At 62.7% G+C, this 24,216-nt stretch carries 22 protein-coding genes and 2 tRNA genes; 9 read left to right on the top strand and 15 right to left on the bottom strand.

Annotated elements, in window-relative coordinates:
- Nucleotides 1-19 precede the first annotated feature (19 nt).
- Nucleotides 20-742, bottom strand: a complete 723-nt coding sequence (locus tag ACE3OA_RS05160; RefSeq protein WP_374308596.1) for a hypothetical protein — start codon at nt 740-742, stop codon at nt 20-22.
- Between the two features lie 312 nt (nt 743-1,054).
- Between ACE3OA_RS05160 and ACE3OA_RS05155 the strand changes: the two genes are divergently transcribed.
- Nucleotides 1,055-1,129, top strand: a tRNA-Thr gene (locus ACE3OA_RS05155).
- Nucleotides 1,130-1,165: 36 nt separating this feature from the next.
- On the opposite strand, the gene ACE3OA_RS05150 is transcribed toward ACE3OA_RS05155, so the two are convergent.
- From ACE3OA_RS05150 to ACE3OA_RS05130, 5 genes are all read right to left on the bottom strand, one after another.
- Nucleotides 1,166-1,723 (bottom strand): biotin transporter BioY, encoded by a 558-nt coding sequence (locus ACE3OA_RS05150; protein WP_374308594.1) that lies wholly within the window; start codon nt 1,721-1,723, stop codon nt 1,166-1,168.
- A gap of 45 nt (nt 1,724-1,768) precedes the next feature.
- A tRNA-Lys gene (locus tag ACE3OA_RS05145) sits at nt 1,769-1,843 on the bottom strand.
- Nucleotides 1,844-1,966: 123 nt separating this feature from the next.
- On the bottom strand, nt 1,967-2,476 hold the full coding sequence (gene coaD / locus ACE3OA_RS05140) for a pantetheine-phosphate adenylyltransferase (protein WP_374308592.1): 510 nt from the start codon (nt 2,474-2,476) through the stop codon (nt 1,967-1,969).
- Nucleotides 2,469-5,264: a DNA gyrase subunit A gene (gene gyrA, locus ACE3OA_RS05135; protein WP_374308590.1), complete on the bottom strand. Its 2,796-nt coding sequence runs from the start codon at nt 5,262-5,264 to the stop codon at nt 2,469-2,471. The genes coaD and gyrA overlap by 8 nt, the downstream gene beginning before the upstream one ends.
- A gap of 251 nt (nt 5,265-5,515) precedes the next feature.
- Complete coding sequence (locus ACE3OA_RS05130) at nt 5,516-5,710, bottom strand: hypothetical protein (RefSeq protein WP_374308588.1); 195 nt, start codon at nt 5,708-5,710, stop codon at nt 5,516-5,518.
- A 145-nt stretch (nt 5,711-5,855) separates the two neighbouring features.
- Between ACE3OA_RS05130 and ACE3OA_RS05125 the strand changes: the two genes are divergently transcribed.
- Nucleotides 5,856-6,776 (top strand): LysR substrate-binding domain-containing protein, encoded by a 921-nt coding sequence (locus ACE3OA_RS05125; protein WP_374308586.1) that lies wholly within the window; start codon nt 5,856-5,858, stop codon nt 6,774-6,776.
- Here the strand turns inward: ACE3OA_RS05125 and ACE3OA_RS05120 are convergent.
- Nucleotides 6,773-7,849, bottom strand: a complete 1,077-nt coding sequence (locus tag ACE3OA_RS05120) for a hypothetical protein (RefSeq protein WP_374308584.1) — start codon at nt 7,847-7,849, stop codon at nt 6,773-6,775. The two genes, ACE3OA_RS05125 and ACE3OA_RS05120, sit on opposite strands and share 4 nt — an antisense overlap.
- 199 nt (nt 7,850-8,048) lie before the next feature.
- Nucleotides 8,049-10,370, bottom strand: coding sequence for a Tex family protein (locus tag ACE3OA_RS05115; protein WP_374308582.1), 2,322 nt, complete (start codon nt 10,368-10,370; stop codon nt 8,049-8,051).
- Nucleotides 10,371-10,531: 161 nt separating this feature from the next.
- Here ACE3OA_RS05115 and ACE3OA_RS05110 point away from each other — a divergent pair, with 161 nt between their 5' ends.
- The 5 genes from ACE3OA_RS05110 (at nt 10,532) to rpmG (ending at nt 15,922) form a co-directional block, all read left to right on the top strand.
- Nucleotides 10,532-10,843: a cupin domain-containing protein gene (locus ACE3OA_RS05110; protein WP_374308581.1), complete on the top strand. Its 312-nt coding sequence runs from the start codon at nt 10,532-10,534 to the stop codon at nt 10,841-10,843.
- Between the two features lie 25 nt (nt 10,844-10,868).
- Nucleotides 10,869-13,250 (top strand): ribonuclease R, encoded by a 2,382-nt coding sequence (rnr, locus tag ACE3OA_RS05105; protein ID WP_374308579.1) that lies wholly within the window; start codon nt 10,869-10,871, stop codon nt 13,248-13,250.
- A gap of 279 nt (nt 13,251-13,529) precedes the next feature.
- Nucleotides 13,530-15,002, top strand: a complete 1,473-nt coding sequence (locus ACE3OA_RS05100; protein ID WP_374308577.1) for a S41 family peptidase — start codon at nt 13,530-13,532, stop codon at nt 15,000-15,002.
- A 5-nt stretch (nt 15,003-15,007) separates the two neighbouring features.
- Nucleotides 15,008-15,667 (top strand): NUDIX domain-containing protein, encoded by a 660-nt coding sequence (locus ACE3OA_RS05095; RefSeq protein ID WP_374308575.1) that lies wholly within the window; start codon nt 15,008-15,010, stop codon nt 15,665-15,667.
- A gap of 87 nt (nt 15,668-15,754) precedes the next feature.
- Nucleotides 15,755-15,922, top strand: a complete 168-nt coding sequence (gene rpmG, locus ACE3OA_RS05090; RefSeq protein WP_374308573.1) for a 50S ribosomal protein L33 — start codon at nt 15,755-15,757, stop codon at nt 15,920-15,922.
- A 62-nt stretch (nt 15,923-15,984) separates the two neighbouring features.
- Here the strand turns inward: rpmG and ACE3OA_RS05085 are convergent, their stop codons facing one another.
- Both ACE3OA_RS05085 and ACE3OA_RS05080 read right to left on the bottom strand, forming a co-directional pair.
- Nucleotides 15,985-16,815, bottom strand: a complete 831-nt coding sequence (locus tag ACE3OA_RS05085) for a 3-keto-5-aminohexanoate cleavage protein (RefSeq protein ID WP_374308571.1) — start codon at nt 16,813-16,815, stop codon at nt 15,985-15,987.
- 23 nt (nt 16,816-16,838) lie between these two features.
- Nucleotides 16,839-17,693 (bottom strand): squalene/phytoene synthase family protein, encoded by an 855-nt coding sequence (locus tag ACE3OA_RS05080; RefSeq protein WP_374308569.1) that lies wholly within the window; start codon nt 17,691-17,693, stop codon nt 16,839-16,841.
- A 110-nt stretch (nt 17,694-17,803) separates the two neighbouring features.
- Here ACE3OA_RS05080 and ACE3OA_RS05075 point away from each other — a divergent pair, with 110 nt between their 5' ends.
- Nucleotides 17,804-18,388 (top strand): urate hydroxylase PuuD, encoded by a 585-nt coding sequence (locus ACE3OA_RS05075; RefSeq protein WP_374308567.1) that lies wholly within the window; start codon nt 17,804-17,806, stop codon nt 18,386-18,388.
- Between the two features lie 186 nt (nt 18,389-18,574).
- On the top strand, nt 18,575-19,195 hold the full coding sequence (locus ACE3OA_RS05070) for a superoxide dismutase (protein WP_374308565.1): 621 nt from the start codon (nt 18,575-18,577) through the stop codon (nt 19,193-19,195).
- A 102-nt stretch (nt 19,196-19,297) separates the two neighbouring features.
- Here ACE3OA_RS05070 and ACE3OA_RS05065 read toward each other — a convergent pair whose 3' ends face one another.
- From ACE3OA_RS05065 to ACE3OA_RS05045, 5 genes are all read right to left on the bottom strand, one after another.
- Nucleotides 19,298-19,678: an Mth938-like domain-containing protein gene (locus ACE3OA_RS05065; protein ID WP_374308563.1), complete on the bottom strand. Its 381-nt coding sequence runs from the start codon at nt 19,676-19,678 to the stop codon at nt 19,298-19,300.
- 33 nt (nt 19,679-19,711) lie between these two features.
- Complete coding sequence (gene secF, locus ACE3OA_RS05060) at nt 19,712-20,656, bottom strand: protein translocase subunit SecF (RefSeq protein WP_374308561.1); 945 nt, start codon at nt 20,654-20,656, stop codon at nt 19,712-19,714.
- Between the two features lie 17 nt (nt 20,657-20,673).
- A complete protein-coding gene (gene secD, locus ACE3OA_RS05055; protein ID WP_374308559.1) occupies nt 20,674-22,233 on the bottom strand; it encodes a protein translocase subunit SecD in 1,560 nt (519 codons plus the stop codon).
- 94 nt (nt 22,234-22,327) lie between these two features.
- Nucleotides 22,328-22,735 (bottom strand): preprotein translocase subunit YajC, encoded by a 408-nt coding sequence (gene yajC, locus ACE3OA_RS05050; protein WP_374308557.1) that lies wholly within the window; start codon nt 22,733-22,735, stop codon nt 22,328-22,330.
- 135 nt (nt 22,736-22,870) lie between these two features.
- The gene (locus ACE3OA_RS05045; RefSeq protein ID WP_374308555.1) at nt 22,871-24,196 is read right to left on the bottom strand and encodes a lytic murein transglycosylase; all 1,326 of its coding nucleotides are present in this window, start codon (nt 24,194-24,196) and stop codon (nt 22,871-22,873) included.
- Nucleotides 24,197-24,216: the final 20 nt, after the last annotated feature.

Here is a 24,216-nt window from a genome sequence, read left to right as displayed (position 1 = left end):
CGGGTGCACCAGCGCGGACCTAGGTCCGGATGACGAGCAGGGTCTGCCGCACGCCTTCACTTTCGGTGTCGGTCAGCGGATCGAACGAGATCCGTGCGTTGGGGGCATGCCGCCGCACGACCTTTTCCATCAAAGAACGCGGGCTGGCCCAGGCAAGCCCGGACAATTGCCGCCGCTCAGCGGTCTCCGGGAAATGAATGATCGCCGTACTGCCCGCCGTCATGAGCGAGATGATACTCCCGACATAGCTGTCGAGGCGCGCTTCCGGCACTTTCGAGCAGACATGCCACGATCCGATGAAGCGCGGCTTGTCGGCCCGAACCTTGGCCAGTGTTTCCGGATTGATAACACCCAGCTTCGGCGCCTTTTGCCGCAGCAATTCGGGCTCCATGGCAGCCAGGCCAAGTTCGTAAAACTCGCTGGTGATATCCACGCCCCAGAACTTGCCGGGCTCAAGATAGTCGATGACAGCTCGGCCCAATCGCAAGGAGCCGCAGCCATAATCTACCGCAACATCATTCGGTTGCAGTCCATACCTTTTCAAAAACTCCAGGAGTTCGTCGTGCCCGCGCACAGGTCGCGACGCGCTGCCAATCGCCGGATGACCGCTGCCATGGCGAATCTTCTTCATCACGGAATAGACGTAGTAGTCCTCATAGGGCGCAAATGGGTTCTTGAGGCGCCATTTGAGGTAGCGCTTCATTTTCCGCCACCAGCGCTTCGTCGTGAAGTCAAAAGCCACCAGTTACTCCGATCAATCCGTCCGATTGGGGGGGCGAACCTAACCAGATTCCTAACTTTCGCCAAGCTTGGATTACATCTTGGTTACGACGCCATCATTCCTCCAACCCCTGTGACCCAAATCACAGACGCTGGGCCGGATCGTGCCTAGATTCTCTGCCATGAAGCGGGGCTCACCTAACCGTCCCCATCTCCGCTTCAGAGCGCGGGCGTCCGGTGCCATCCCCACTGGGCGCCCGCATTATTTTCAGATCCCGGAAATGCTTGCCCTCGACCGCCGCCCAAGGCTAAAGAAGCCCAGCTTCAGCGCCGGGCCGGCATAGCACAGTGGTAGTGCAGCGGTTTTGTAAACCGAAGGTCGGGGGTTCAAATCCCTCTGCCGGCACCATTTTCTTCCGCCAGAAGCATTTGGCCAGGCTGACCTTCAGCGGCGGGCGAAGCGCCAGAGCACGGGCAGCAAGGCGCATGCGAGGGCAATCTTCACCCCTTCGCCGGGCAGGAAGGGCAGAAGACCGGTCGCAATAGCCTTTTCTGCGCCGAAATGCGCGCTGAGCCAACCGGCACCCAAAGCGAGAATCACAGCCTCGCCGGCCAGGAAGGCCATCAACGTCGTCAGCACCGAACGGCCATGGCCACGATCGGCGAACCAGCCGACCAGGGCCGCAGCCAGCAGGAACCCGGCCAGATAGCCCGCCGTGGGCCCCGCCATATAGGCAAACCCGGCCCCAGTCGCAAAGACCGGGAGCCCCAGCGCGCCCTCGATGAGGTAGGCGAGAATTGTGGCAGCACCCAAACGGGCGCCAAAGGCCGCACCGATCATCAGGACGACAAAGGTCTGCATGGTCATCGGCACCGGCCAGAACGGGACCTGAATATGCGCCGAAACGGCCAGAAGTGCGGTACCGGCCAGCACAGCCAGAACCTTGTTGAGGCGGCTGAGGGCAAGCCCCGACCAGAGCGTTTCGGCAAGAGTCGCGTTCATTTGGTGAATCCTGAAGAGGCGTCCGAGGGACGGATTTGGGGAGGTTGGTGAGCCGGGCGGGGTTCGAACCCGCGACCCTCTGATTAAAAGTCAGATGCTCTACCGCTGAGCTACCGGCCCTCACCATGACTGCGGCGGCGATGAAATCCCATTATCCAGGACAAAAAGCAAGCGCCCATCGCCGCGGCGCGTCAGTTCCAAGCCGCAATGTATTTCGCAAGTTATTATTTTAGAAACAATGAATTAACGACCGGAGCTGAAAATCTTCTTCAGATAATCGTTGACCTGGGGCGAGACAAACTCGTCGATCCGGCCGCCGAGCCTGCCGATCTCCTTGATAAAGCGCGAGGAGATGAATTGCTGCCGCTCGGACGCCATCAGAAAGACCGTCTCGACTTTGGGGTCAAGGCGGGCGTTCATGCCGGCCATCTGGAACTCATATTCGAAGTCGGACACGGCGCGCAGGCCCCGGATGATGAAATGCGCGCCCATCTCCTCGACGAAGTGCATCAGCAGGTTGTCGAAGGCGCGGAGCTCGATCTTGCCCTGATCGAGACCGTTGCGGGGGTCGGCAAGCTCCGCCTCCATCAGCGACATGCGCTCGCCGATGGTCAAGAGTGGTCCCTTCCCGGCATTGGTTGAGACGGCAATGATGAGTCGGTCGGCCAGCAGGCTGGCGCGCCGGATGATGTCCATATGACCATTGGTGACGGGGTCGAAAGTGCCGGGATAGACCCCGATCCGCTTAGCCATTCTCCCCCTCCCCATTGCCGGGCTCGGATTCAACTTGGCCGGACCCGGCCGGCGCATCCGCCGCTACTACGGCCTCCCCCTCGGCGCCGTCGGCTTCCTCGCCCTCGTCACCGATATCCGGCATATGGGCGACCGCCACGACCTGCTCGTCCCCCGCCACCTTGAAGACGGTGACGCCCTGGGTCTGGCGGCGGGCGACGCGGATGTCGTGGACCGGGCAGCGGATCAACTGGCCGCCATCGGTCACCAGCATGATCTGGTCGCGCTCGGTGACCGGGAAGGAAGCGGCAACCGCGCCGTTCCTGGCCGAGGTCTCGATATTGGCGATGCCCTGCCCGCCGCGCCCCGTGACCCGGTACTCATAGGCCGATGTCCGCTTGCCGAAGCCCTTGGCCGTGATGGTCAGGATCAGCTCGTCCTTGGCTTCCAGTTCGGCAATACGTTCGGGCGTCAGGGTGATGGTGGTTTCCGCCGGCGCCTCTTCAGCCTCGGCGGCCCCCTCTTCCGAGCCACGCCGCTTTTGGGCAGCGATGCGAAGATAGGCGTCGCGCTCCTCCGTCTCCACCTCGATATGGTTGAGGACGGACATGGAGACGACATTGTCGCCGGCTTCGAGCTTGATGCCGCGCACACCGACCGAATCGCGGCCGGCAAAAACACGGACGTCGGTAACCGGGAAGCGGATCGCCTTGCCGCTGCGGGCAGCCAGCAGGATGTCATTTTCGTTGGTACAGACCGCGACGCCGATCAGCTTGTCGCCGTCTTCGAGCTTCATGGCGATCTTGCCATTGGCCTTCACATCGACGAAATCGCTGAGCTCGTTCCGGCGCACATAGCCGCTGGCGGTGGCGAACATGACGTGGCTGTTGCGCCAGGTCGCCTCGTCCTCGGGTAGCGGCATGAGGGTCGAGATCGTCTCGCCATCACCCAGCGGCAGCATGTTCACCAGCGCCTTGCCGCGCGCCTGCGGGTTGCCGAGCGGCAGCCGGTAGACCTTGGTCTTGTAGACCATGCCCTTGGTCGAGAAGAACAGGACAGGCGTATGCGTGTCAGCGACGAAGACCTGGCTGACGAAATCCTCGTCTCTGGTCGACATGCCGGAGCGGCCCTTGCCACCGCGGCGCTGCGCCCGGTAGGCCGAAAGCGGCACGCGCTTGATATAGCCGCCATGAGTCACGGTGACGACCATGTCCTCGCGCTGGATCAGGTCCTCGATATCGTGCTCGAATTCCGAATCCTCGATCGTCGTCTTGCGGTCCGAGCCGAACTGGCCACGGATCTCCAGCAATTCGTTGCGCAGGATGGTGAGGCGCTTCGGTCGGCTTTCCAGCGTTTCCAGATGATCGACGATCTCCTTCGCAAGACCGTTCAGTTCTTCGGCGATCTTCTCGCGCTCGAGGCCGGTCAGGCGCTGCAGGCGCAGGTCCAGGATGGCTTTGGCCTGGGCTTCGCTGAGCCGGTAGGTCTCGTCCTCGGCGATCGGATGCTCCGGATCGTCGATGAGGCGGATAAGCGCCCCGACATCGGCCGCCGGCCAGGCGCGCGACATCAGGCGCTCCTTGGCGACCTGCGGATCCGGCGCGGTGCGGATCGCCTGGATCACTTCGTCAATATTGGCGACGGCAATGGCGAGGCCGACCAAGACATGCGCCCGCTCGCGCGCCTTGCCGAGGTCGTAGATCGTGCGCCGCGTGATGACTTCCTCGCGGAAGGCAACGAAAGCGACGATGATCGACTTCAGCGTCAGCATTTCCGGCTTGCCGCCGTTCAGCGCCAGCATGTTGACGCCGAAAGAGGATTGCAGCGGCGTGAAGCGGAACAACTGATTGAGCACGACATCCGACATGGCGTCGCGCTTCAGTTCGACCACCACGCGGACGCCGTCGCGGTCGCTCTCGTCGCGCAGGTCGGCGATACCTTCGATGATCTTCTCGCGCACGCATTCGGCCATGCGTTCGATCATGCGCGCCTTGTTCACCTGGTACGGAATCTCGGTGATGACGATGGCTTCGCGATCCTTGCGCACCTCTTCCACATGGGTGCGGCCGCGCATGACGACCGAGCCACGGCCGAAATGATAGGCCTCGCGGATGCCGTTGCGCCCCAGGATGATGCCGCCGGTCGGGAAATCGGGGCCCGGCACCAGGCGCATCAGTTCATCGATGCTGATATCAGGGTTGTCGACATAGGCGCAGCAGGCGTCGATGACTTCGGAAAGATTATGTGTCGGGATATTGGTCGCCATGCCGACGGCGATACCGCCGGCACCATTGACCAGCAGGTTGGGGAAGCGCGCCGGCAGCACCACCGGCTCCTGCTCGCGCCCGTCGTAATTGTCCTGGAAATCGACCGTTTCCTTGTCGATATCCTCGAGCAGGGCTTCCGCGGCCTTCGAGAGGCGGGATTCCGTGTAACGCATGGCCGCCGGCGGATCGCCGTCCATCGAGCCGAAATTGCCCTGGCCGTCGACCAGCAGAACCCGCAGCGAGAAATCCTGCGCCATGCGCACCATGGCGTCATAGATCGATTGATCGCCATGGGGATGGTATTTGGCCATCACCTCGCCAACCGCGCGGGCCGACTTCTTGAACCCGCTGGAGGAGGAGAATCCGCCCTCGCTCATGGCGTAGAGAATGCGGCGGTGGACCGGCTTCAGGCCGTCGCGCACATCGGGCAGCGCACGGCTGACGATCACGCTCATCGCATAGTCGAGATAGGAGCGTTTCATCTCCTCTTCGATATTGATCGGCGCGATATCGAATCCGGGTGTTGTCGGCGTCTCTGTCACTGGAAATTATGCCTTGTGCTTCAATACTTTATCGGGCAGCGCGGGATCCCCCGAAACCGCGAGCGGAAGATAGCAGATCGGTCCGGCTGTCACAACAAATGCCGGGCCGAGGCCAACCGAAAAAAGTCAATAAAAACAAAGGCCCGCCGCGATCTGGCGAAAGCGGCGGGCGCAAGGCAGGGATGTTAGGGAGATGGTGGCCTGAAACGGCTCCGCTTCAGGCCTTTCGGCGTGTCTTTGGACCGTCCTTTTCAGGCCGCCCGCGGACCCTGAAACTTGGTGGTGTCGTAGGCGTAGAACTCGGCCGGCGCGCGCATCAGATGGTTGGCCGGGTCGCGCAGCAGCCCCATGTCCTGCAACAGATGCTCGTCGTAATCGGCGAGCACAGTTTCAAGTTTCGGCGAGATCGCCTTGGCACGGCCACGCAGGAACAGACGGGTAAGCATGATCGGTCTCCAGTCGTTTAGCTGCACTCTGTCGCATGCCCTCGCCCGGAGGTTCATGCCGCTCTGCAGCATTCGTTTGATAGGCTTAATTTAGGACGTCAAAGACCGGTTGACACGCGATATGTATTAACGAATATGTTTAGCTATGCTAAATCCACCGCGACGCCTTGCCGCCCTGCCGGGCCTCCGCGCCTTTGAGGCCGTTGCCCGCCTGGGCAGCGTCCGCCAGGCCGCGGCCGAATTGAACGTCACCCCGGGCGCCGTCAGCCAGCAGGTAAAGGCCCTGGAGGCCGAGATCGGCCGTGCCCTCGTCCAGCGCCAAGGCACCGGCATCACCCTGACCCGCATGGGACAGGAGGTGAAGGATGACCTCACCGCCGCCTTCCGCCTGCTTGGCCGAGTCTCGGATAGGATGCGCAAGGGCCTCAAGGGCCTGTCGCTGCGCCTGCGAATCGAGGACCCTGCGCTTGCTGCCAACTGGCTGCTGACCCGGCTGCAGCGTTACCGCGCCCGCCCCGACAGCGTCGATGTGGTGCTGGAGACGGCGACAAGCTGGACGCAATTGGAGCCGGATGCCTTCGATTTCGACATCCGCTTCGGGCTCGGTGACTGGCCGGACGTGACGGCACACCGTCTGTTCGCCGACGAAGTGTTCCCGGTCTGCAGCCCGCGCATCCTCAAAGCCAACCCGCTCAACGAGCCGCGCGATCTGCAGCACCATACGCTGCTTCATCTCGACTGGACCGGACAGGCTGTCATCTGGCCCGACTGGCCGGCCTGGCTGCGCGTCGCAGGCGTTCCTGATATCGACTCCGCACGAGGCATCCACTTCACGGATTTCGCCCTCTGCCTCCAGGCGGCCGTCGCTGGCCAGGGTATCGCGCTGGGTACGACCGGCGCCGTGGCCGATCTCCTCGCCGACGGGCGCCTGGTTTCGCCATTCGAGAAGAGCATCGTGACGCCCTTCGCCTACTACATCGTGCATGCCCCGGACGTGCTGAAACGACCTGAGGCGCAAGGGCTGCTCGACTGGATCCTTGAGGAAGCGCGCACGACCGAGGTTTAAAGAACTGTCAGCAGCTTCGTCGCCATCGCGGCCGCGTCGTTCGGCTTCAGGCGCGGCCATTCCTCGCCGAGCAGTGTCTTGAGTGCAGCGGCCGTCTTCTCGGTGAAGATCACCGTACCGTCCTTTTCGATGGCCGTAATGCCGTCGGAGGTCAGCGCCGCGGCATTGACACCCAGCGCCTGCTCCAAGGTCCATTCGCGCGGCAGATCGACGGCAACACCCTTGCGGCTCACGGTGACGGGGTAACCGCCGACGAGACCGTTGGGCGCTGGCGCATGTAGGGCATAGGGCTCTTCGCTGAGCAGGGCGGCCAGCACATCGAGGGAGGCCGAGGCCGTGATGCGGTTAATCTCATCCGTGTGCTCCACCGCCATCTTGACGCTGCGCAGCTTGTCTTTGACGGCGAGCGAGATGTCATGCCCATGCCACAGAACCTGCAGCAGAAACGGCGGCAATTCCTTGACCGGTTCCTCGCGATAGAACAGCGCGGAGAGCGCATGCCCGCCCACCAGTTTCACGGCAAGTTCGGGGATCGCCGCCTTGGCATGCTCGCTGGCGAGAAAGCGGATCTTGGGCAGGCATTCGCTGATATTGCCGATGCCGATGCTGGGCCCCTGCCCGGTCATGTGCAGGATGGCATTGACCACGTCCGGATAGGTGCCGCTGACCCAGGGGCAATGCAGTTCCGATTTCTCCCAGGCCGCCCGCAAGGCCAGCATTGGCGCCAGATGGCAGGCGAGCCAGCCCGCAAAGGGCAGCGCCTTCAATTTGGCATTGCCGCTGGCCGCCACCTTCCACCAGGGCAAATAGGTAGGCGCCGCGAACATCAGATCCGGCTGGATCTTGCGCAAAGTTTCCGGCGCATTGGGCGCGTTGAAATCGAAGGCCACCACATCGATGCGCGGATATTGGCCCTCGAGCGCTGCGCCGATCCTGGCGGAATTGGCCTTGGCGCGAGCATGGGCCGTGTTCCTGGTCGCGACGATGATATGCGGGAATCGGCCATCGCGGGCGGCAGCTTCAAGCACCGCGCCGGTCAATTTCCCCAGCGATATCAGCAACAGCTTGCTCAACCGACCCTCGATTCCACGTCAGAATCGAGCGTAACGGCGGAATCGGGTCTTGGCGAGAGGCCCCTCACCCCACGGAATAGGCCGTCATCCCCAGGCTTGACCCGGGGATCTTGTCCGACAGGGCTCTGTCTTTCAGTTGCGAACTGATGCCCGGGTCAAGCCCGGGCATGACGAACTTTATGGGCGAGAGCCCTCGGTCCTACTTCTTGATCCCGGCCTTCGCGAAGGCCGCGGCGAGAGCACCGCCGCCTTCGTCCTTGCGTGGCGCCGGCTTGTTGTCCTGCATGAACTTGCGTTCGTTCCGACCCATCGGGCGGTCCTTCGGCGTTTCCGTGTTCTGCCGGTTCTGTGGCGTATCACCGGAGCGCATGGTGAGCGAGATGCGCTTGCGCTTGATATCGACCTCCAGCACGCGGACCTTCACCACGTCACCGGGCTTCACCACTTCGCGCGGATCCTTCACGAACCGGTCGGCGAGCGCCGAGACGTGGACGAGCCCGTCCTGATGCACGCCGATATCGACGAAGGCACCGAAGGCCGCGACGTTGGTGACGACGCCTTCGAGCTGCATGCCGGGCTGCAGGTCCTTCATTTCCTCGACGCCTTCCTTAAAGGTCGCCGTCTTAAATTCCGGTCGCGGATCGCGGCCGGGCTTTTCCAGCTCCTTGAGGATATCCGTGACCGTCGGCACACCGAAGGTCTCGTCGGTGAATTCTTCCGGCTTCAGCTTGCGCAGCAGGGTGCTGTCGCCGATGACCGCGCGCACATCGCGACCCGTCACCGCCATGATGCGGCGCACGACCGGATAGGCTTCCGGATGCACTGAGGATTGGTCGAGCGGGTCTTCGCCATCACGGATGCGCAGGAAGCCCGCCGCCTGTTCGAACGCCTTTGGCCCCAGACGCGGTACGTTCAGCAATTCCTTGCGCGACTTGAACGGACCGTTGGCATCGCGGAAGGCGATGATGTTCTGCGCCAGGCTTTCGCCAAGGCCCGACACGCGCGCCAGCAACTTGGCCGACGCGGTGTTGATCTCGACACCCACCGCGTTCACGCAATCCTCGACCACGGCATCGAGCGCCTTGGAAAGGCGGAACTCAGCGACGTCATGCTGATACTGGCCGACGCCGATGGATTTCGGGTCGATCTTCACCAGTTCGGCCAGCGGGTCCTGCAGACGCCGCGCGATGGAGACGGCGCCGCGGATGGTGACATCGAGTTCAGGCAATTCCTTGGAAGCGTATTCCGATGCCGAATAGACGGAGGCACCTGCTTCCGACACCATCACCTTGGTGAGCTTCAGCTCCGGATGGCGCTTCATCAGATCGTCCGCAAGCTTGTCGGTCTCGCGACTGGCCGTACCGTTGCCGATGGCCACCAGCTCCAGTTTGTGGCGATGGCAGAGGGCCGCGAGGACCGCGATCGATTCATCCCATTGCCGCTTGGGCTCATGCGGATAGATCGTGGCGAATTCCAGCACCTTGCCGGTAGCAGCAATGACCGCAACCTTGCAGCCCGTCCGCAGGCCAGGGTCGAGACCCAGGGTCGGCCGGCCGCCGGCCGGCGCCGACATCAGCACGTCCTTGAGGTTCGAGGCAAACACACGAACGGCCTCGTCCTCAGCCGCCTGGCGCAAGCGCCCCATGAGGTCGAGTTCCAGACTGAGCTTCAACTTCACGCGCCAGCACCAATGCACCACGTCGATGAGCCAGGAATCCGCTGCCCTGCCCTGATCGGCAACGCCGGACTTGGCGGCAATGATGCGCTCGGCCTCGTTGAGCGCCTTGCGGTCTTCCGGTTCATCGATGGCGAGGTTGAGGGCCAGGATCTCTTCCTTCTGGCCACGGAACATGGCAAGCGCGCGGTGCGACGGCACTTTTGAGATCGGCTCGGCCGCATCGAAATAGTCCGAGAATTTGGCGCCGGAATCCTGCTTGCCGTCCATGACCTTCGAGACGAGGCGCGCCTTGTCCCACATGAATTCGCGCAGGCGCGCCAGAAGATCGGCGTCTTCGGCAAAGCGTTCCGCCAGGATGTCGCGGGCGCCCTCGAGCGCTGCCTTCACATCGGCAACACCCTTTTCGGCATTCACATAGCTTGCCGCCTCTTCCTGCGGGTTGCGCTTGGGCTCGGCCAACAGCAGATCGGCCAACGGCTCCAGCCCAGCTTCGCGCGCAATCATCGCCTTGGTGCGGCGCTTGGGCTTGAACGGCAGATAGAGATCTTCAAGACGCGCCTTGGTATCGGCAATCGCGATCTCACGCGACAGCTCGTCGGTCATCTTGCCCTGTTCTTCAATGCTCTTGAAGATCGTAGCCCGGCGGTCTTCCAACTCGCGCAGATAGCCCAGCCGCTCCTCCAGCTTGCGCAGCTGCGTATCATCGAGCCCCCCGGTGACCTCTTTGCGGTAGCGCGCGATGAAGGGAACGGTGGCACCGCCATCCAGCAATTCGACCGCCGCCCGGACCTGCACGTCACGTGCGTTCAGTTCCTCGGCTATCCTTGCCTCGATGGATTTCATGCCTTCCCTCCCGACTCGGTGTTTGGCTTGGCCGCCCGCAGAGATTCGGGCCGCGAAAGGCGGGCCTTGTAGCGGAGGCATGACTAGGGTTCAATGGCTTGACTTGGGGACCGAACCGTCGCTAGCCCGCCAGCCAGTTGAATTTACTGAAAGATCACACCATGTCGCCAACAAGCAAATCTTCTCGGCCAGCCGCGGTTGGCACGGTTCAGGTCGACAATGAGCGCGTCGTCGTCACCGAATGGCGCTTTGCGCCGGGGGCCGAAACGACTTGGCATCGCCACGGCTACGATTATGTGGTGGTGCCGATGAAGACCGGCCGCCTGCAGATCGATGACGGCAAGGAACAGCGCATCGCCGAACTCGTCGCCGGAAAGTCCTATTATCGTCCGGTTGGCGTCGAACACAATGTCATCAACGCCAACGATTACGAGTTTGTCTTTGTCGAAATCGAATTCAAAGCCCCCCAGTAAGCCCGGGAGCAGCACGCCGGGAAAATTGAGGCCCTCTCGCGGCCCGCGCAAGGATGCGCGCGCCGCGCGGAATGATGCTGCCAAGTCCGAAGGCCGGGGCAAGAACGTGCCCTTCCCGACCAAGGAGCAGGTGTTGGATTTCATCCGCACCTCGCCCGTGCCGGTCGGCAAGCGCGAGATCGCACGGGCTTTCAACCTGCGTGGGCAAGACCGCATCCCGCTTAAAAGCCTGCTCAAGGAGCTGGAAAAGGACGGCGCTGTCGACCGGGGCCGCGCGCGGCGCCTCGCCGCACCCGGCGCATTGCCCGAAGTGGCCGTCATCCAGGTCATCGGACCGGATGCCGATGGTGACATCTGGGCGCGACCGATCGATTTTCCCGAGGACGACGCCGAACCGCAGATCGTCATCATCGAGGACAAGAAGCTCGACAAACCCCTGGCGCCTGGCGACCGGGTCTTGGCGCGCCTCGAACGCACCGATGCCGACATATACGAGGCGCGCCCGATCCGCCGGCTGCAGAGCCGTGCCGAGCGCGTCGTCGGTGTGCTCGAGAAGGGTCCTAACGGCAGCGGCCGCCTCATTCCCACCAGCAAGCGCATCAAGACTGAATTCGTCATCGACCCCAAGGATATGGGCGGCGCTCGCAGCGAAGAGATCGTGGTGGCGGAAGTTGAGCCGGCGCGACGCCTTGGCTCGCCAAAGGCGCGCATCGTCGAGCGCATCGGCCGTGTTGGTGAAGCCAAAGCGGTCAGTATGATTTCGATCGCCGAGCACCACATCCCGTTCCAGTTTCCGCGCGCGGCGCAGGAACAGGCTGAGGCCGCCGTCGCTGCACCACTCGGCAAACGCACGGATCTGCGCGACATTCCGCTGGTCACCATCGACGGTGACGATGCGCGCGATTTCGACGACGCGGTCTTTGCCGCGGCGGACGACCATCCCGACAACAAGGGCGGCTGGCGCATTATCGTCGCCATCGCCGATGTGGCCTGGTATGTGCGCCCCGACGATGCGCTGGACCGCTGCGCGCGGGAACGTGGCAATTCGGTCTATTTTCCGGACCGCGTCGTGCCCATGCTGCCGGAAGAACTCAGCAACGGCTGGTGTTCGCTGCGGCCCTATGAAGAACGGCCGGTCATGGCCGTCGAAATGACCATTGATGCGCAAGGGCGGAAGCTGCGCCATCATTTCATGCGCGGCCTGATGCGGTCGGCGGCGCGCCTCACCTACGAGCAGGCGCAGGCAGCAATGGACGGCACCCCGAACGACCTCACCGGCCCGCTGCTGGAACCGGTCATCAAGCCGCTCTACGGCGCCTTTCAATCCTTGCTGAAGGCACGCGAGGAACGCGGCACGCTGGAGCTTGACCTGCCCGAACGCCGCGTCTTCATCAACCAGGAAGGCAACATCGAACGCATCGTGGCGCGCGAACGGCTCGACAGCCACCGCCTGATCGAGGAATTCATGATCGCCGCCAATGTCGCGGCAGCGGAGGCGCTCGAGAAAAGACGCTGGCCCTGCATGTACCGCGTCCACGACCAGCCGGACGCGACGCGCATCGAAGCCCTGCGCGAGTTCCTGGCATCCCTGGACTTCAACCTCGCCCGCGGCCAGGTGCTGCGGCCAAAGCACTTCACCCAGTTGCTGCAGAAGGCCAAGGGCACGCCCTTTGCCGAAATGATCAGCACGCTGGTGCTGCGTTCCCAGGCGCAGGCTGTTTATGCGCCGGAAAACCTCGGCCATTTCGGCCTGGCGCTCGCCCGTTACGCCCATTTCACCTCGCCGATCCGGCGCTATTCCGATCTGCTGGTGCACCGCGCGCTAATCGGCGCCTTCGATTTCGGCGACGGCGCCCTCGACCGCTCGGCAGTAGCGGAGTTTGCCGAAACGGCCGTCCATATCTCCGGCACCGAACGGCGCGCTGCGGCGGCGGAGCGCGACGCCGTCGACCGTTATGTGGCCGCCTTCCTGGCCGACAAGGTCGATTCCGAATTCGAGGGGCGCATCTCAGGTGTGGCGCGCTTCGGCCTTTTCATCAATCTGCGCGAAACAGGGGCCGACGGCATCATCCCCATTTCCACGCTGCCGCAGGATTTCTACGATCATGACGAGGCGCGCCACGCCCTGGTCGGCCGGCGCTCCGGGCGCACGTTCCAGCTGGGCCAGTCGGTCACCGTGCGGCTAGTCAGCGCCGATGCGCTGACCGGTGGCATCACTTTGGAACTCCTGTCGGCCGAACCGCTGACCGAGGGCTCGGACCGGCATTTCGGCCGCACATCAGCCCGGCAGAAGAGCAAGAAGCCGACGCAAGGGCGGCCCAAGAATATTCGCTTTGGCGGTGACAAAGGGCGGCAATCCGCGCAAAAAGGAAAAAAGGCCGCAAATAAAGGTAAGAAACGCCGCTGATTAAGACCGCAGAGCCCCTAGCCTAGGACAGGAATTCTGCTAGATTGGCGCGGAACAAGGGGTTACCGGGCGACGCGATCGGGGCAGCGTGTCGGCACTGGAAAAGTAGCGGATAGCAGCCGATTGAGTGCGTTTCGTCCTGTGGGTGCAATGACCGGGTGGCCTGGGCAACAGGTGTCACGCCGGCTTGTTATTTTACCCCTTTTACTCGGGCTTTACGCCTGTGCGAGCCCTGCCAGCCGGTCCCCTGAAGATGCCACCGCAGCGCTCGACCGCGACATGCTGGTCACGGGCCTTGGCGACATCGACTCGATCTACATCACCAAGCAGGATATCGGCAGCCTGGCGCTGACAGGTATGCAGCAACTTTCCAGCCTGGACCCGGAATTGACGATCGAGGGCGGTAAGGGCGAGTTGAAACTGCTGCAGAACAAATCCCTGATCGAAGCCGAGACATTGGCGGACGGCGCCGATGCCAGCGCCAAGCAATGGGGCAAGGCCGCCGCAAAGCTGCTGCGCGAAGCGCGCGCCAAATCGCCCAAGGTCGCGGCCGCCGGCTCCGAGAAAATATACGAAGCCATCTTCACCGGCATCGTCGGCAAGCTGGACGGATTCTCGCGCTATTCCGGGATTGAAGCCGCCCGCGAGGACAAGGCGTCGCGCGACGGGTTCGGCGGCATCGGCGTCCGCATCTCGGTCGAAGATGGCGAGGTGCGCATCACCGCCATCATGCATTACACCCCGGCGGAGCGTCTGGGCCTCAAGCGCGACGACGTCATCCTCAAGATCGACGGCAAGTCGGTCGAAGGCCTGACCCAGCAGCAGGTGGTCAACCAGCTGCGCGGCGAGGTCGATAGCCGGGTCGTCCTCACCTTGCTGCGCGACGGCAGGGACGAGCCCTTCGACATCAGCGTCAAGCGCGCCCATGTGGTGCCGGAGACGGTCAGCTATCGGCGCGAAGGCGAAATCGCCTATTTCCGCGTCTTCAGCTTCAATTCCGAAACGGCCAACAGCCTGAAGCGCGAAATCAACGACGCCAAGGACGAGATCGGCAAGAAGATCAAAGGCTATGTCCTGGATCTGCGCAACAATCCCGGCGGCTATGTGCCGCAATCGGTGGCGACGGCGAACCTGTTCCTCGATGAGGGCCGCATCGTCTCGATCCACGGCCGCCACCCCGACAGCCATCAGTATTTCGAAGCCACAGATGGTGACATCGCCGGCGGCAAGCCGATCGCGGTTCTCATCGACGGCAACTCCGCTTCGGCGGCCGAAATCGTCGCCGCCGCCTTGCAGGACAACGGCCGCGCCGTGCTTATCGGCACGAATTCATACGGCAAGGGCACGGTCCAGAATATCAAGCCGCTGCCCAACCAGGGCGAGATCAAGCTCACCTGGGCACGCTTCCATGCGCCCTCCGGCTACACCTTGCATCATCTAGGCGTGCTGCCGACGATCTGCACCGCCGGCAAACACAATTCCGATGAGTTGCTGAGCGAGCTGCGCGCCGGCGACCTGCCCAAAGTGCCGGCGGTGAAACGCAATGCCGCCAAGCCCGACGATACCGAGGCTCTCGACGCCCTCCGCAAGACCTGCCCGGCCCGTAAGAATGAGGATCCGGTCGATCTGGAACTGGCCCTGAAGCTGATCCAGCAGCCGAGCCTTTATGCCAATGCCGTCAATCTCGCCGATCCGCCCGATGATGCGCAGGTCGATGACGCCGCCGAGGCATTGCTGCCCTTCGTCCCTTGAACAGGGTGCGCCCACGGGATGCCGCCGGCCTTGTGCTGATCCGTTCGGCCAAGGGGGCAGCGCCGGAAATCCTGATGGGCCGCCGCCCGGCCAAGATGGGCTTCCTGCCCAGTATCCATGTCATGCCAGGCGGACGAGTCGACCGGGAAGATGCTGTGATTCCGGCTCACAGCTCGGCCCCTCACCCTGCTGTTGCCGCACATCTCAAGGCGACCACCTTCCTGAATGCGGCCTTGCGCGAGACGTTCGAGGAGACGGGACTGCTGGTTGGGCGGCCCTTTGACTGGCCGGATTCCGCCCCGAAAGGGGCGGTTTGGGATGCCTTTCGGGCGGCGAAATTGGCGCCTGACTATGGCAGCTTCGACTATCTCTGCCGGGCCATCACCCCCGTGAAATCCCGCCGCCGCTTCAACACCCGCTTTTTCCTGGCCGACGGCGCCTTGGCGCAGGGGAATCTGACGGGAAACGGTGAATTGGAGGATCTGGCCTGGGTCAAGGCCGGCGAACTTGGCGCCCTCACCCTGGTCGACGTTACCGAATACGTCCTCAAAACCGCGCTGCGGCGTTGGGAGAGCGGTTTGCCGATCGGCGCGGAACCGCCTAACCTGTTGAATTATCGCAATGATATTCTGAAGCTGCGGCCCATGCCACCGACCGGGAATTAAGCCGGCCCCAATAACTTGACTTTCGGCGTTTCCCCGCTATTTTGCGCCATCCTTTTGCAGCGACACGCATTTTATTGAGAGACGGCCATGGCCAAGTCAGCGACCATCCTTGTGAAACTCGTCAGCACCGCTGACACCGGTTTCTATTACGTGACCAAGAAGAACCCGCGTTCGACCACCGAGAAGTTCGAGTTCCGCAAGTACGACCCGGTCGTGAAGAAGCACGTGGCCTTCAAGGAAGCCAAGATTAAGTAATCTGGCTGTTCCACGAACCTGTTTGAAAGGGGCGCCTCCCACCGGAGGCGCCCCTTTCGCATTCAGGCGGCCTTGAGACCCAGCAGCTTGCGCGCTTCGGCCGGAGTCGCGGGGTGGCGGTCATATTTCCCGCAGAGGTCGGCAACCCGCTTCACCAATTCAGCGTTGCTGGTGGCCAGGCGACCCTTCTCGAAATAGATATTGTCTTCGAGGCCGGTGCGCACATGCCCACCCCGCTTCAACGCCCAATGATTGGCATCGAGCTGCAGGCGGCCGATGGCGGCGGCGGTCCAGGTGGCGCTCGGCATCAGTTCGGTCAGTTCCTCGAGCATGAAGTCGACAATCTTCTCGCGCGCCGGCAGGGCGCCGGGAATGCCGAGTACGAACTGCACATGCGGCGGTGACTTCAGCAACCCGCGATCAACCAGCACCTTGGCGTTGTAAAGCATGGCGAGATCGAAGAGCTCGCATTCCGGCTTCACGTCATACTTCAGCATGTCGGCGGCAAGCTCGTCGATGAGCTGCGGCGGGTTCTCGTAGATGATGGTGGCGAAATTGACCGAGCCGGTGGCGAGTGATCCCATATCGGGCTTCAGCGCCAGGGCGGCACCGCGTTCCGACGCTTCGCGCCCGCGCCCACCGGTCGAGAACTGAATGATCATGCCGGGGCAATGCTTGGCGATGCCGGCCTGAACCAGGCGGAACTTTTCGATATCCGACGAAGACTTGTCCTGGTCGTCGCGGACATGGATGTGAACGAGGCTCGCCCCGGCTTCGAACGCCTCGTGAGTGCTTTCGATCTGCTCGGCGGGCTGCGTGGGGACGGCTGGATTCTGCGCCTTCGTGGGCTGGCTGCCGGTGATGGCGACGGTGATGATCGCTGGTGTGCTCATAATCTCGATTCTTTGCTCGAATTTCAGATGCGCCCCAACCCGCGCGCTGCCAGGAGGCGCCAGATGTTGAGGCCGGAAGGCGCTGCACTGCCCGCCGCGAACGGATCGTAGCCGTGACGGCGCAACTGCTCAAGCTGTGCCACGGCCAATCTGCCTGGAAAAAGGGCAGCGACCGCGCGGCGCGGCAACCTCTCCCGCCGCGCGGCGGCAAGCATGTCCCCTGCCCGCGCAGCTACTTGACGAACGACCGGTTGCAGCTGCGGCCCGGGTTTGAATTCCAGAAGTTGTTCGCGCGCCACACCCGCTGCAACCAGTTCGCGCGCCGGCAGCAGGATGCGGCGATTTCGGGCCAGATAAGGTGTCGCCCGCAAAATGCCGACAAGGCCGTAGGCCGTGCCGATCCGCCGCGCCGTTACCCGCCAGGCTTCCGTTGCATCGGCCAAGCAGATCTCCAGCGCCAATTCGGCCAGCACGCCCGCGGTCGCGCCGGCATAAGCCTCAAGTGCCGCCAGATCATCCGGCTGAGTGGCCTCGACATCCCGTTCCCGCGCATCGACCAAGCCGCGCAGCAGATCGAGACGCAGGCCGCGCCGCGCCACCAGATCGGCGAGGTCCTGGACGAGATGATGGCGATGGGGTCTGCCGGCGGCCAGATCATCCAGCGCATCGCGCCACCATTGCAGGCGGATGAGGCCCAGCATTGGCTCGGACACCTTGTCGGCAATTCCGGCGAGTTCGGCGTTGAACGCGTAGAGCGTTGCAAGATCGAGACGCAGATCAGCGGGTGCCGCGATGGCACACAAGAATCGGTCGCGATCCGTCCGCCTCAACTCCTCCAGGGCGCGAAGCCGATGCTCGCCCTTGGCTATCTGTTCCACAGCAATCCCATAATTTCCCAATGGATTAGGGGGAATCAGTTTCTCCGTGCGATTCCATCCTATAGAATGCGACCCATAGCCACACCGCTTTTGCTTAGGAGGGGTTAGCAATGAGCAAAATTCTCGAGAATCTTCACAGGACGTTGGCGGCCGGCGTGGTGCTGGCCATCGTCGTCTTCGCTATCGTCAATCTGGGCGGCTTCGATGCCGGCCCCTATATGGCGTTCCTGTTCCGCTTCATCCATGTCTGGTTCGGCATCCTCTGGATCGGTCTGCTCTATTATTTCAATTTCGTGCAGATCCCCTCGATGCCCAAGATTCCGGATGAGCATAAGCCGGCCATCGGCAAGGTCATCGCGCCGACGGCACTCTATTTCTTCCGCTGGGCGGCACTGGGCACCATCGTGTTCGGCCTCATCACTGCGGCGCATAACGGCTACATCGTCGACGCGCTCACCTTCATGCCGGGCTTCCGCACCATCGGTATCGGCATGTGGCTGGCGCTGATCATGGGCTTCAACGTCTGGTTCATCATCTGGCCGAACCAGAAGCGTGCCCTGGGCATCGTCGATGCCGACGCCGACACCAAGAAGAAGTCGGCCCGTGCCGCGATGCTGGCATCGCGCGTCAACACGATGCTGTCGATCCCAATGCTGTATTGCATGGTCGCCCAGCAGCAGGGCATCGGCAACTGATCCGATCGACATCGCGAAAGCGATGAAGCGGGGTCCTTCGGGACCCCGCTTTCTTTTTATGGGCTTTCTGGTCGCAGGGATGGATTGGAACCCAAGTGGTTAACTGGGGTTCCCTGAGAACAGCAGCCAGTGCCGCACAACCGACGGCCCGCCACGCTGCCTTTCCTTCTGCAGAAAGGTCCCATCATGGCCCAGATCACTCTTCCCGAGCTTCCCTATGCAATGGATGCGCTTGCCCCGCATGTCTCCAAGGAGACGCTCGAATTTCACTACGGCAAGCACCACAAGACCTATGTCGACACGCTGAACAAGCTGATCGCGGGCACCGAGTTCGAAAACCAGCCGCTCGAAGAGATCGTCCGGAAGTCGTCCGGCAAGATCTTCAACAATGCTGCCCAGATCTGGAACCACACCTTCTATTGGCACAGCATGGCGCCAAAGGCCGGCGGCGAACCCGACGGTGTCCTTGCCGAGGCGCTCAAAAAGAAATGGGGCACGTTCGAGACGTTCAAGACAGAATTCGGCAAGGTGGCCGCAGACACGTTCGGCTCCGGCTGGGTCTGGCTGGTGCAGACGCCTACCGGCGAGTTGGAACTGAGGAGCACCAGCAATGCGCAGACGCCGCTGACCACCGCCGACAAGCCGCTGCTCACCTGCGATGTCTGGGAGCATGCCTATTACATCGACTACCGCAACAAGCGGCCGGACTATGTCGGCGCCTTCTGGAATGTCGTGAACTGGAAGTTCGCCGCCGAGAACATGGCCAAGGGCGCCGCTGACAAAGCCGGTCTGCGCAGGGCGGGGTGAATTGCGGAACCACCCCTCACCCCCACCCTCTCCCCGCTATCGCGGGGCGAGGGAGCCGTAAGCGTATTGCAGAGCCCCTCGCCCCACTTGTGGGGAGAGGGGTTATACAGCAATCAAGGCCGCCGCAACCCGGCGGCCTTCTGCCATCAGGACGTTGAAGGTGCGCGCCGCCGCCCCGGTATCCATGGGCTCGATCACCACACCCTGCTCGCGCAGATTGGCTCTGAGGTCACGCGGGACCATCGCAAGGCGCGGGCCGCAACCGAGAAGCAGCAAGTCGATTTCGCCGGCCTGGGCGCCGGCAGCGATCGGCGCCAGGGAATCGACGGTAAGGGCCGCCATCTCGCGAACCGGCCAGATCAAGGTCCTGGTCGGAAAGACCAGGACCGATCCTTCATGCGCCACATTCGTGATGCGAAAGCGACCGTCGCCATAGGTCTCGATGATCTGGCGACCGACCGGGATCAGGGGCGTCAAATCCATGATGCCCTCCTTGTAGGAGCGATGTCCGGCCCGTCAGGCCTTTTGAACGCTCGCCTCAGCGTTCTTGCCCTTGTCCGAACCGATATTGCGCAGGTTCATATAGAGCAGCATCGGCGAGGCCACACAGATGGTCGAATAAGTGCCGATCAGGATGCCCCAGATCATGGCGATGGAGAAGCCGCGCATGGCTTCGCCGCCCCAGAAAGCCAGCGCCACGACCGACAACAGCGTCAGGCCCGAGGTGACGGTGGTTCGTGCCAGCGTCTCATTCAGAGCCTGATTGATCAGCTGCGTGAGAGGCATGCTCTTGTAGCGCCGGAGGTCGTAGCGGATGCGGTCATAGATGACGACCGTATCGTTGACAGAATAGCCGGCGATAGTCAGCACGGCTGCCACGGTCGTCAGGTTGAACTCCATGCCGGTGAGGGCAAAGAAACCGACCGTCGTCACGCAATCGTGGAACAGCGCCAGCACGGCATTGACGCCGAACTGCCATTCATAGCGGAACCAGATATAGGCCATGATGCCAAGCATGGCGAAAATCGACGCCCAGACGGCGCTCGATTTCAGCTCGTCACCCACTTTCGGGCCGACGCTCTCAGTGCGGCGATACTGCCATTCGCTCCCCAGCGATTCCTTCACCTTGGCCACGGCGGCCTGGGTCGCCACTTCGCCACCATCCTGCTGCGGAATGCGGATGAGCACGATATCCGGTGAGCCAAATTCCTGCAGGGCGATCTCACCCAGTTCCAGGCCATCGAGCTGCGACCGCATGCCACCAAGGTCTGCGGCCGCAGTCGGCGCCTTCACTTCCATGATGACGCCGCCGGCAAAGTCGATGCCGAAATTGAGGCCCTTGGTGAAGACCAGGGCAATGGACCCGACCACCATCACCACCGAAATGAGGAAGGTCAGTTTGTGCGGCAGCATGAAGTTGATGCGTGTGCCGTGCGGAACGATGTGAAGCGGCTTGAACATTTTCTTCTATCGCTCCTTTAAAGCGGCAGCGCTTTGGGACGCGCGCGGCGCAGCCAGATCGACGTCATCAACCGGGTGACAACCACGGCGGTAAAGACTGAGCTGACGATGCCGATGAGCAGCGTGATGGCGAAGCCCTTGATCGGGCCGGAGCCGAAGGCAAACAGAAACATGGTCGAGATGGCGTGGGTGACGTTGGCGTCGAAGATCGTCGCCTGTGCCTCGCGGTAGCCCGCTTCCATGGCGTTGACCGGCGAGCGGCCGTTGCGCATTTCTTCGCGCACACGCTCAAGGATCAGCACGTTGGCGTCGACCGCCATGCCCAGCGTCAGCACCATGCCGGCGATGCCGGGGAAGGTCAGCGTGGCGCCGATGGCCGAGAGGAAGCCCAGCATCAGGACGCCGTTGAGCACCATGGCCAGGTTGGCGAAGATGCCGAACAGGCCATAGAGCACAACCATGGCGACCGCGATGAAGACGATGGCGATGAGACAGGCGCGCTTGCCGGCCTCGATCGAGTCAGCGCCGAGATCGGCGCCGACCGTACGCTCTTCCAGCACGGTAAGCGGGGCCGGCAGAGCGCCGGCGCGCAGCAGGATGGAAAGATCGCGCGCCGTTTCGGTGGTGAAATTGCCGCTGATAATGCCGCTGCCGCCCAGGATGGCATCGCGGATGACTGGCGCGCTGATGATCTGGTTGTCGAGCACGATGGCAAAGCGCTTGCCGACATTGGCCTTGGTCGCATCGCCGAATTTGCGAGCTCCGATTGAATCGAACTTGAACTGGACGACGGGCATGCCGCCTTCAAAGCTCTGCTGCGCGTCGGTGAGATTTTCACCAGAGACCATGACCGGCTTGCGGATCCAGAGCTTCTGGCCCGGCGTGCCGTCCTTCTCGATGACCGGAAGCTGGACCGACGTGGCGGGACCGTTGCCGGTCGATTCCGCGACCTCGTCCACCATCTTGAATTCCATCTTGGCGGTCTTGCCGATGAGATCCTTGAGGCGCTGCGGATCGCCGACACCCGGCACCTGAACCACGATGCGGTCGTCGCCCTGGCGGATGATGGTCGGTTCCTTGGTGCCGGTCTGGTCGATACGCTTGTTGATGATCTCGATCGACTGCTCGACCGCGTGCTTCTTGACCTCGGCAATCGCGGCATCGTCGAAATAGACGGCGACGCTGCCGTCATCGGCAATGTCGAGCTGCATGCCGGTGGTCGCCTTACGCAGCCCCTCGCGGGCGATTTCGATGGCGCCCAGATCGCGCAGCTTGAAGGTGATGCGATCGCCCTTCACGCCGAGATCGGTGTAGCCCAACTTTTTTTCGCGCATGGCGGCGCGGATTTCATCCTCAACGGCGTCGAGCTTGCCCTTTACCAGGGCTTCCGTGTCGACTTCGTACAGCAGGTGAGAACCGCCCTGGAGATCGAGGCCGAGGCTCACCGTGCGGGCCGGCAGCCAGCTTGGCAGATTTGCGACATGCGCGGCGTTGAAGACATTGGGCAGGGCCGTGTAGAGCCCGGCCAGCAGCACCGCCAGGATCAGCGTGACTTTGAATTTCGAGAACTGCAGCATATCGCCCTATGTCCCAATAACTGGCCGAACGGCCGTCGCGTGAGGCCCATCGCGTGAAAGGGGGCCGGCCGGTCGGACCGGCCCCAACGCGTTCTTAGGCGTCGTTGGCGCCTTCACTCTTGGTTTCGGCCTTGGCTTCCACCGTTTTTGATTCTTGGGCCTTGCCACCTTTGCCGGCGGGCAAAGTGCGGTTGAGCACGTCCTGGATGGCCGAGCGCAGCACGCGCACCTTCACGCCGGCCGCGATTTCAACTTCCACGTCGTTCTCGCTGTCGATCGCCTTGGTGATGGTGCCTAGAATGCCACCATTGGTGACGATCTTGTCGCCCTTCTTGGCAGCAGCAACCAGCGCCCGATGTTCCTTCATGCGCTTCTGCTGCGGACGGATCATCAGGAACCAGAAGACGACGAAGATCAGAACCAGCGGCAAAAAGCTGGTCAGCATGTCGGCACCGCCCGGCGCGGCACCGGCCGCTTGCGCGTAAGCTTCTGAAATGAACATGAAATCTCTCCCTGCAAATTTTGGCCGTCAGGGTACGGCAAACCGCCCCAACCTTCCCGAAAGGCGGGACTATAACCATCGGGCAGGGAAAAGCAATCGAGCGCTTTTCCTTATTTTTTATGCAGTTAACGGGTATCAGCTCGATGCGCGGCGGCGCAATTCCTCAAGCAATCCCTTGGTGGCGAATCCGTCCGCGGGCAAGCCTACCTGCAGCTGGAAGGCGCGGATCGCCTTGCGGCTCTTGAGGCCGATGACACCGTCGACATTGCCGGCCAGGAGACCCCGGTCAACCAGGCGCTGCTGCAACTCCTCACGCTCGTCGAGCGAGAGCAGCGGTTCGTCGACCGGCCATTTCGCCTTCACCCCCGGCCCACCCATCACGCGCTGGCCGAGATAGGCAACCGCCAGGGCATAGGAGGTCGAGTAGTTGTATTTGAGGATGGTCTTGTAGTTCTTGGTGACCAGAAAGGCCGGCCCCTGATAACCGGCAAGAACCAGGATCGAGGTGCCACCCGGCAAGGCCGGCAAAGGCTGGCCGTCGATCGTGCGCACGCCGCGCTGCTGCCAGTGGCTGACCGGCTTTTCGATATCAAGCTCGGCTTCCTGATAGGGGAAGCCCTTGGGCAGCTTCACTTCGAAGCCCCAGGTGAGGCCGCGCTGCCAGCCGTCGCGCACCAGATGATTGGCGGTCGAGGCGAAAACGTCGGGCATCGAGGTCCAGAGATCCGGCGCCCCCGATCCGTCACGATCGACCGCGATGGTGAGATAGTTCGAGGGCAGGAACTGGCTGTGCCCCATGGCGCCGGCCCAGGACCCGATCATCTGCTTGGGCTGCACTTTGCCGGTGGCAGCGATCTTCAGCGCCGAGATCAGTTCCGTGCAGGCGAAATCCTTGCGGCTGGTGCCGTAGCCCACATTGCTGAGCGCTTCGAACACATTGACGTCGCCGAAATTGTTGCCGAAATCGGTCTCGATGCCCCAGATGCCCATCAGGACCGCCAGGCTGACGCCATAGTCGCGTTCGACATCGGCGGCGATGGAGCGCACTTCCGGCAGCTTGGCCTGGCCTTTGGCGATGCGCTCGTCGGAAACGGCGCGCTCGAGATAGGTCCAGACGGGCGTCACGAATTCCGCCTGCTTGCCGGCACGGTCGCGGATCTTGGGGTTCTCGGTGACATCGGCGAAGGCCACGCGGATGACCGGTTCCGGCTCACCCTGATGGAGGGCATAGGCACCGAAGCGGGCGACCCATTCGGCATAGCTCGGCGTCGCGCCGGGGCAGGTTGTCTGGTTGATCTGGGTGAAATCGGGCACGCTTGTTGCGGGCGCCGCGACGACGGGCGCCGGCGCCGGAGCAGGTGCCGCCACGGGGGCTTGCGTCGGCTGAGCGGCGCAGCCGGTGAGGAAGGCCGTCAACAGGCCGGCACCGACCATGCGGCGGGCGCCGTGCTTCCCGCCCATTTTCCCCATCAACGCATTCA

Origin of the sequence: Dongia sp. (assembly GCF_041906375.1) — a bacterium.
Classification (GTDB): domain Bacteria; phylum Pseudomonadota; class Alphaproteobacteria; order Dongiales; family Dongiaceae; genus Dongia.
This window is presented reverse-complemented; position numbering and strand designations above follow the sequence as displayed.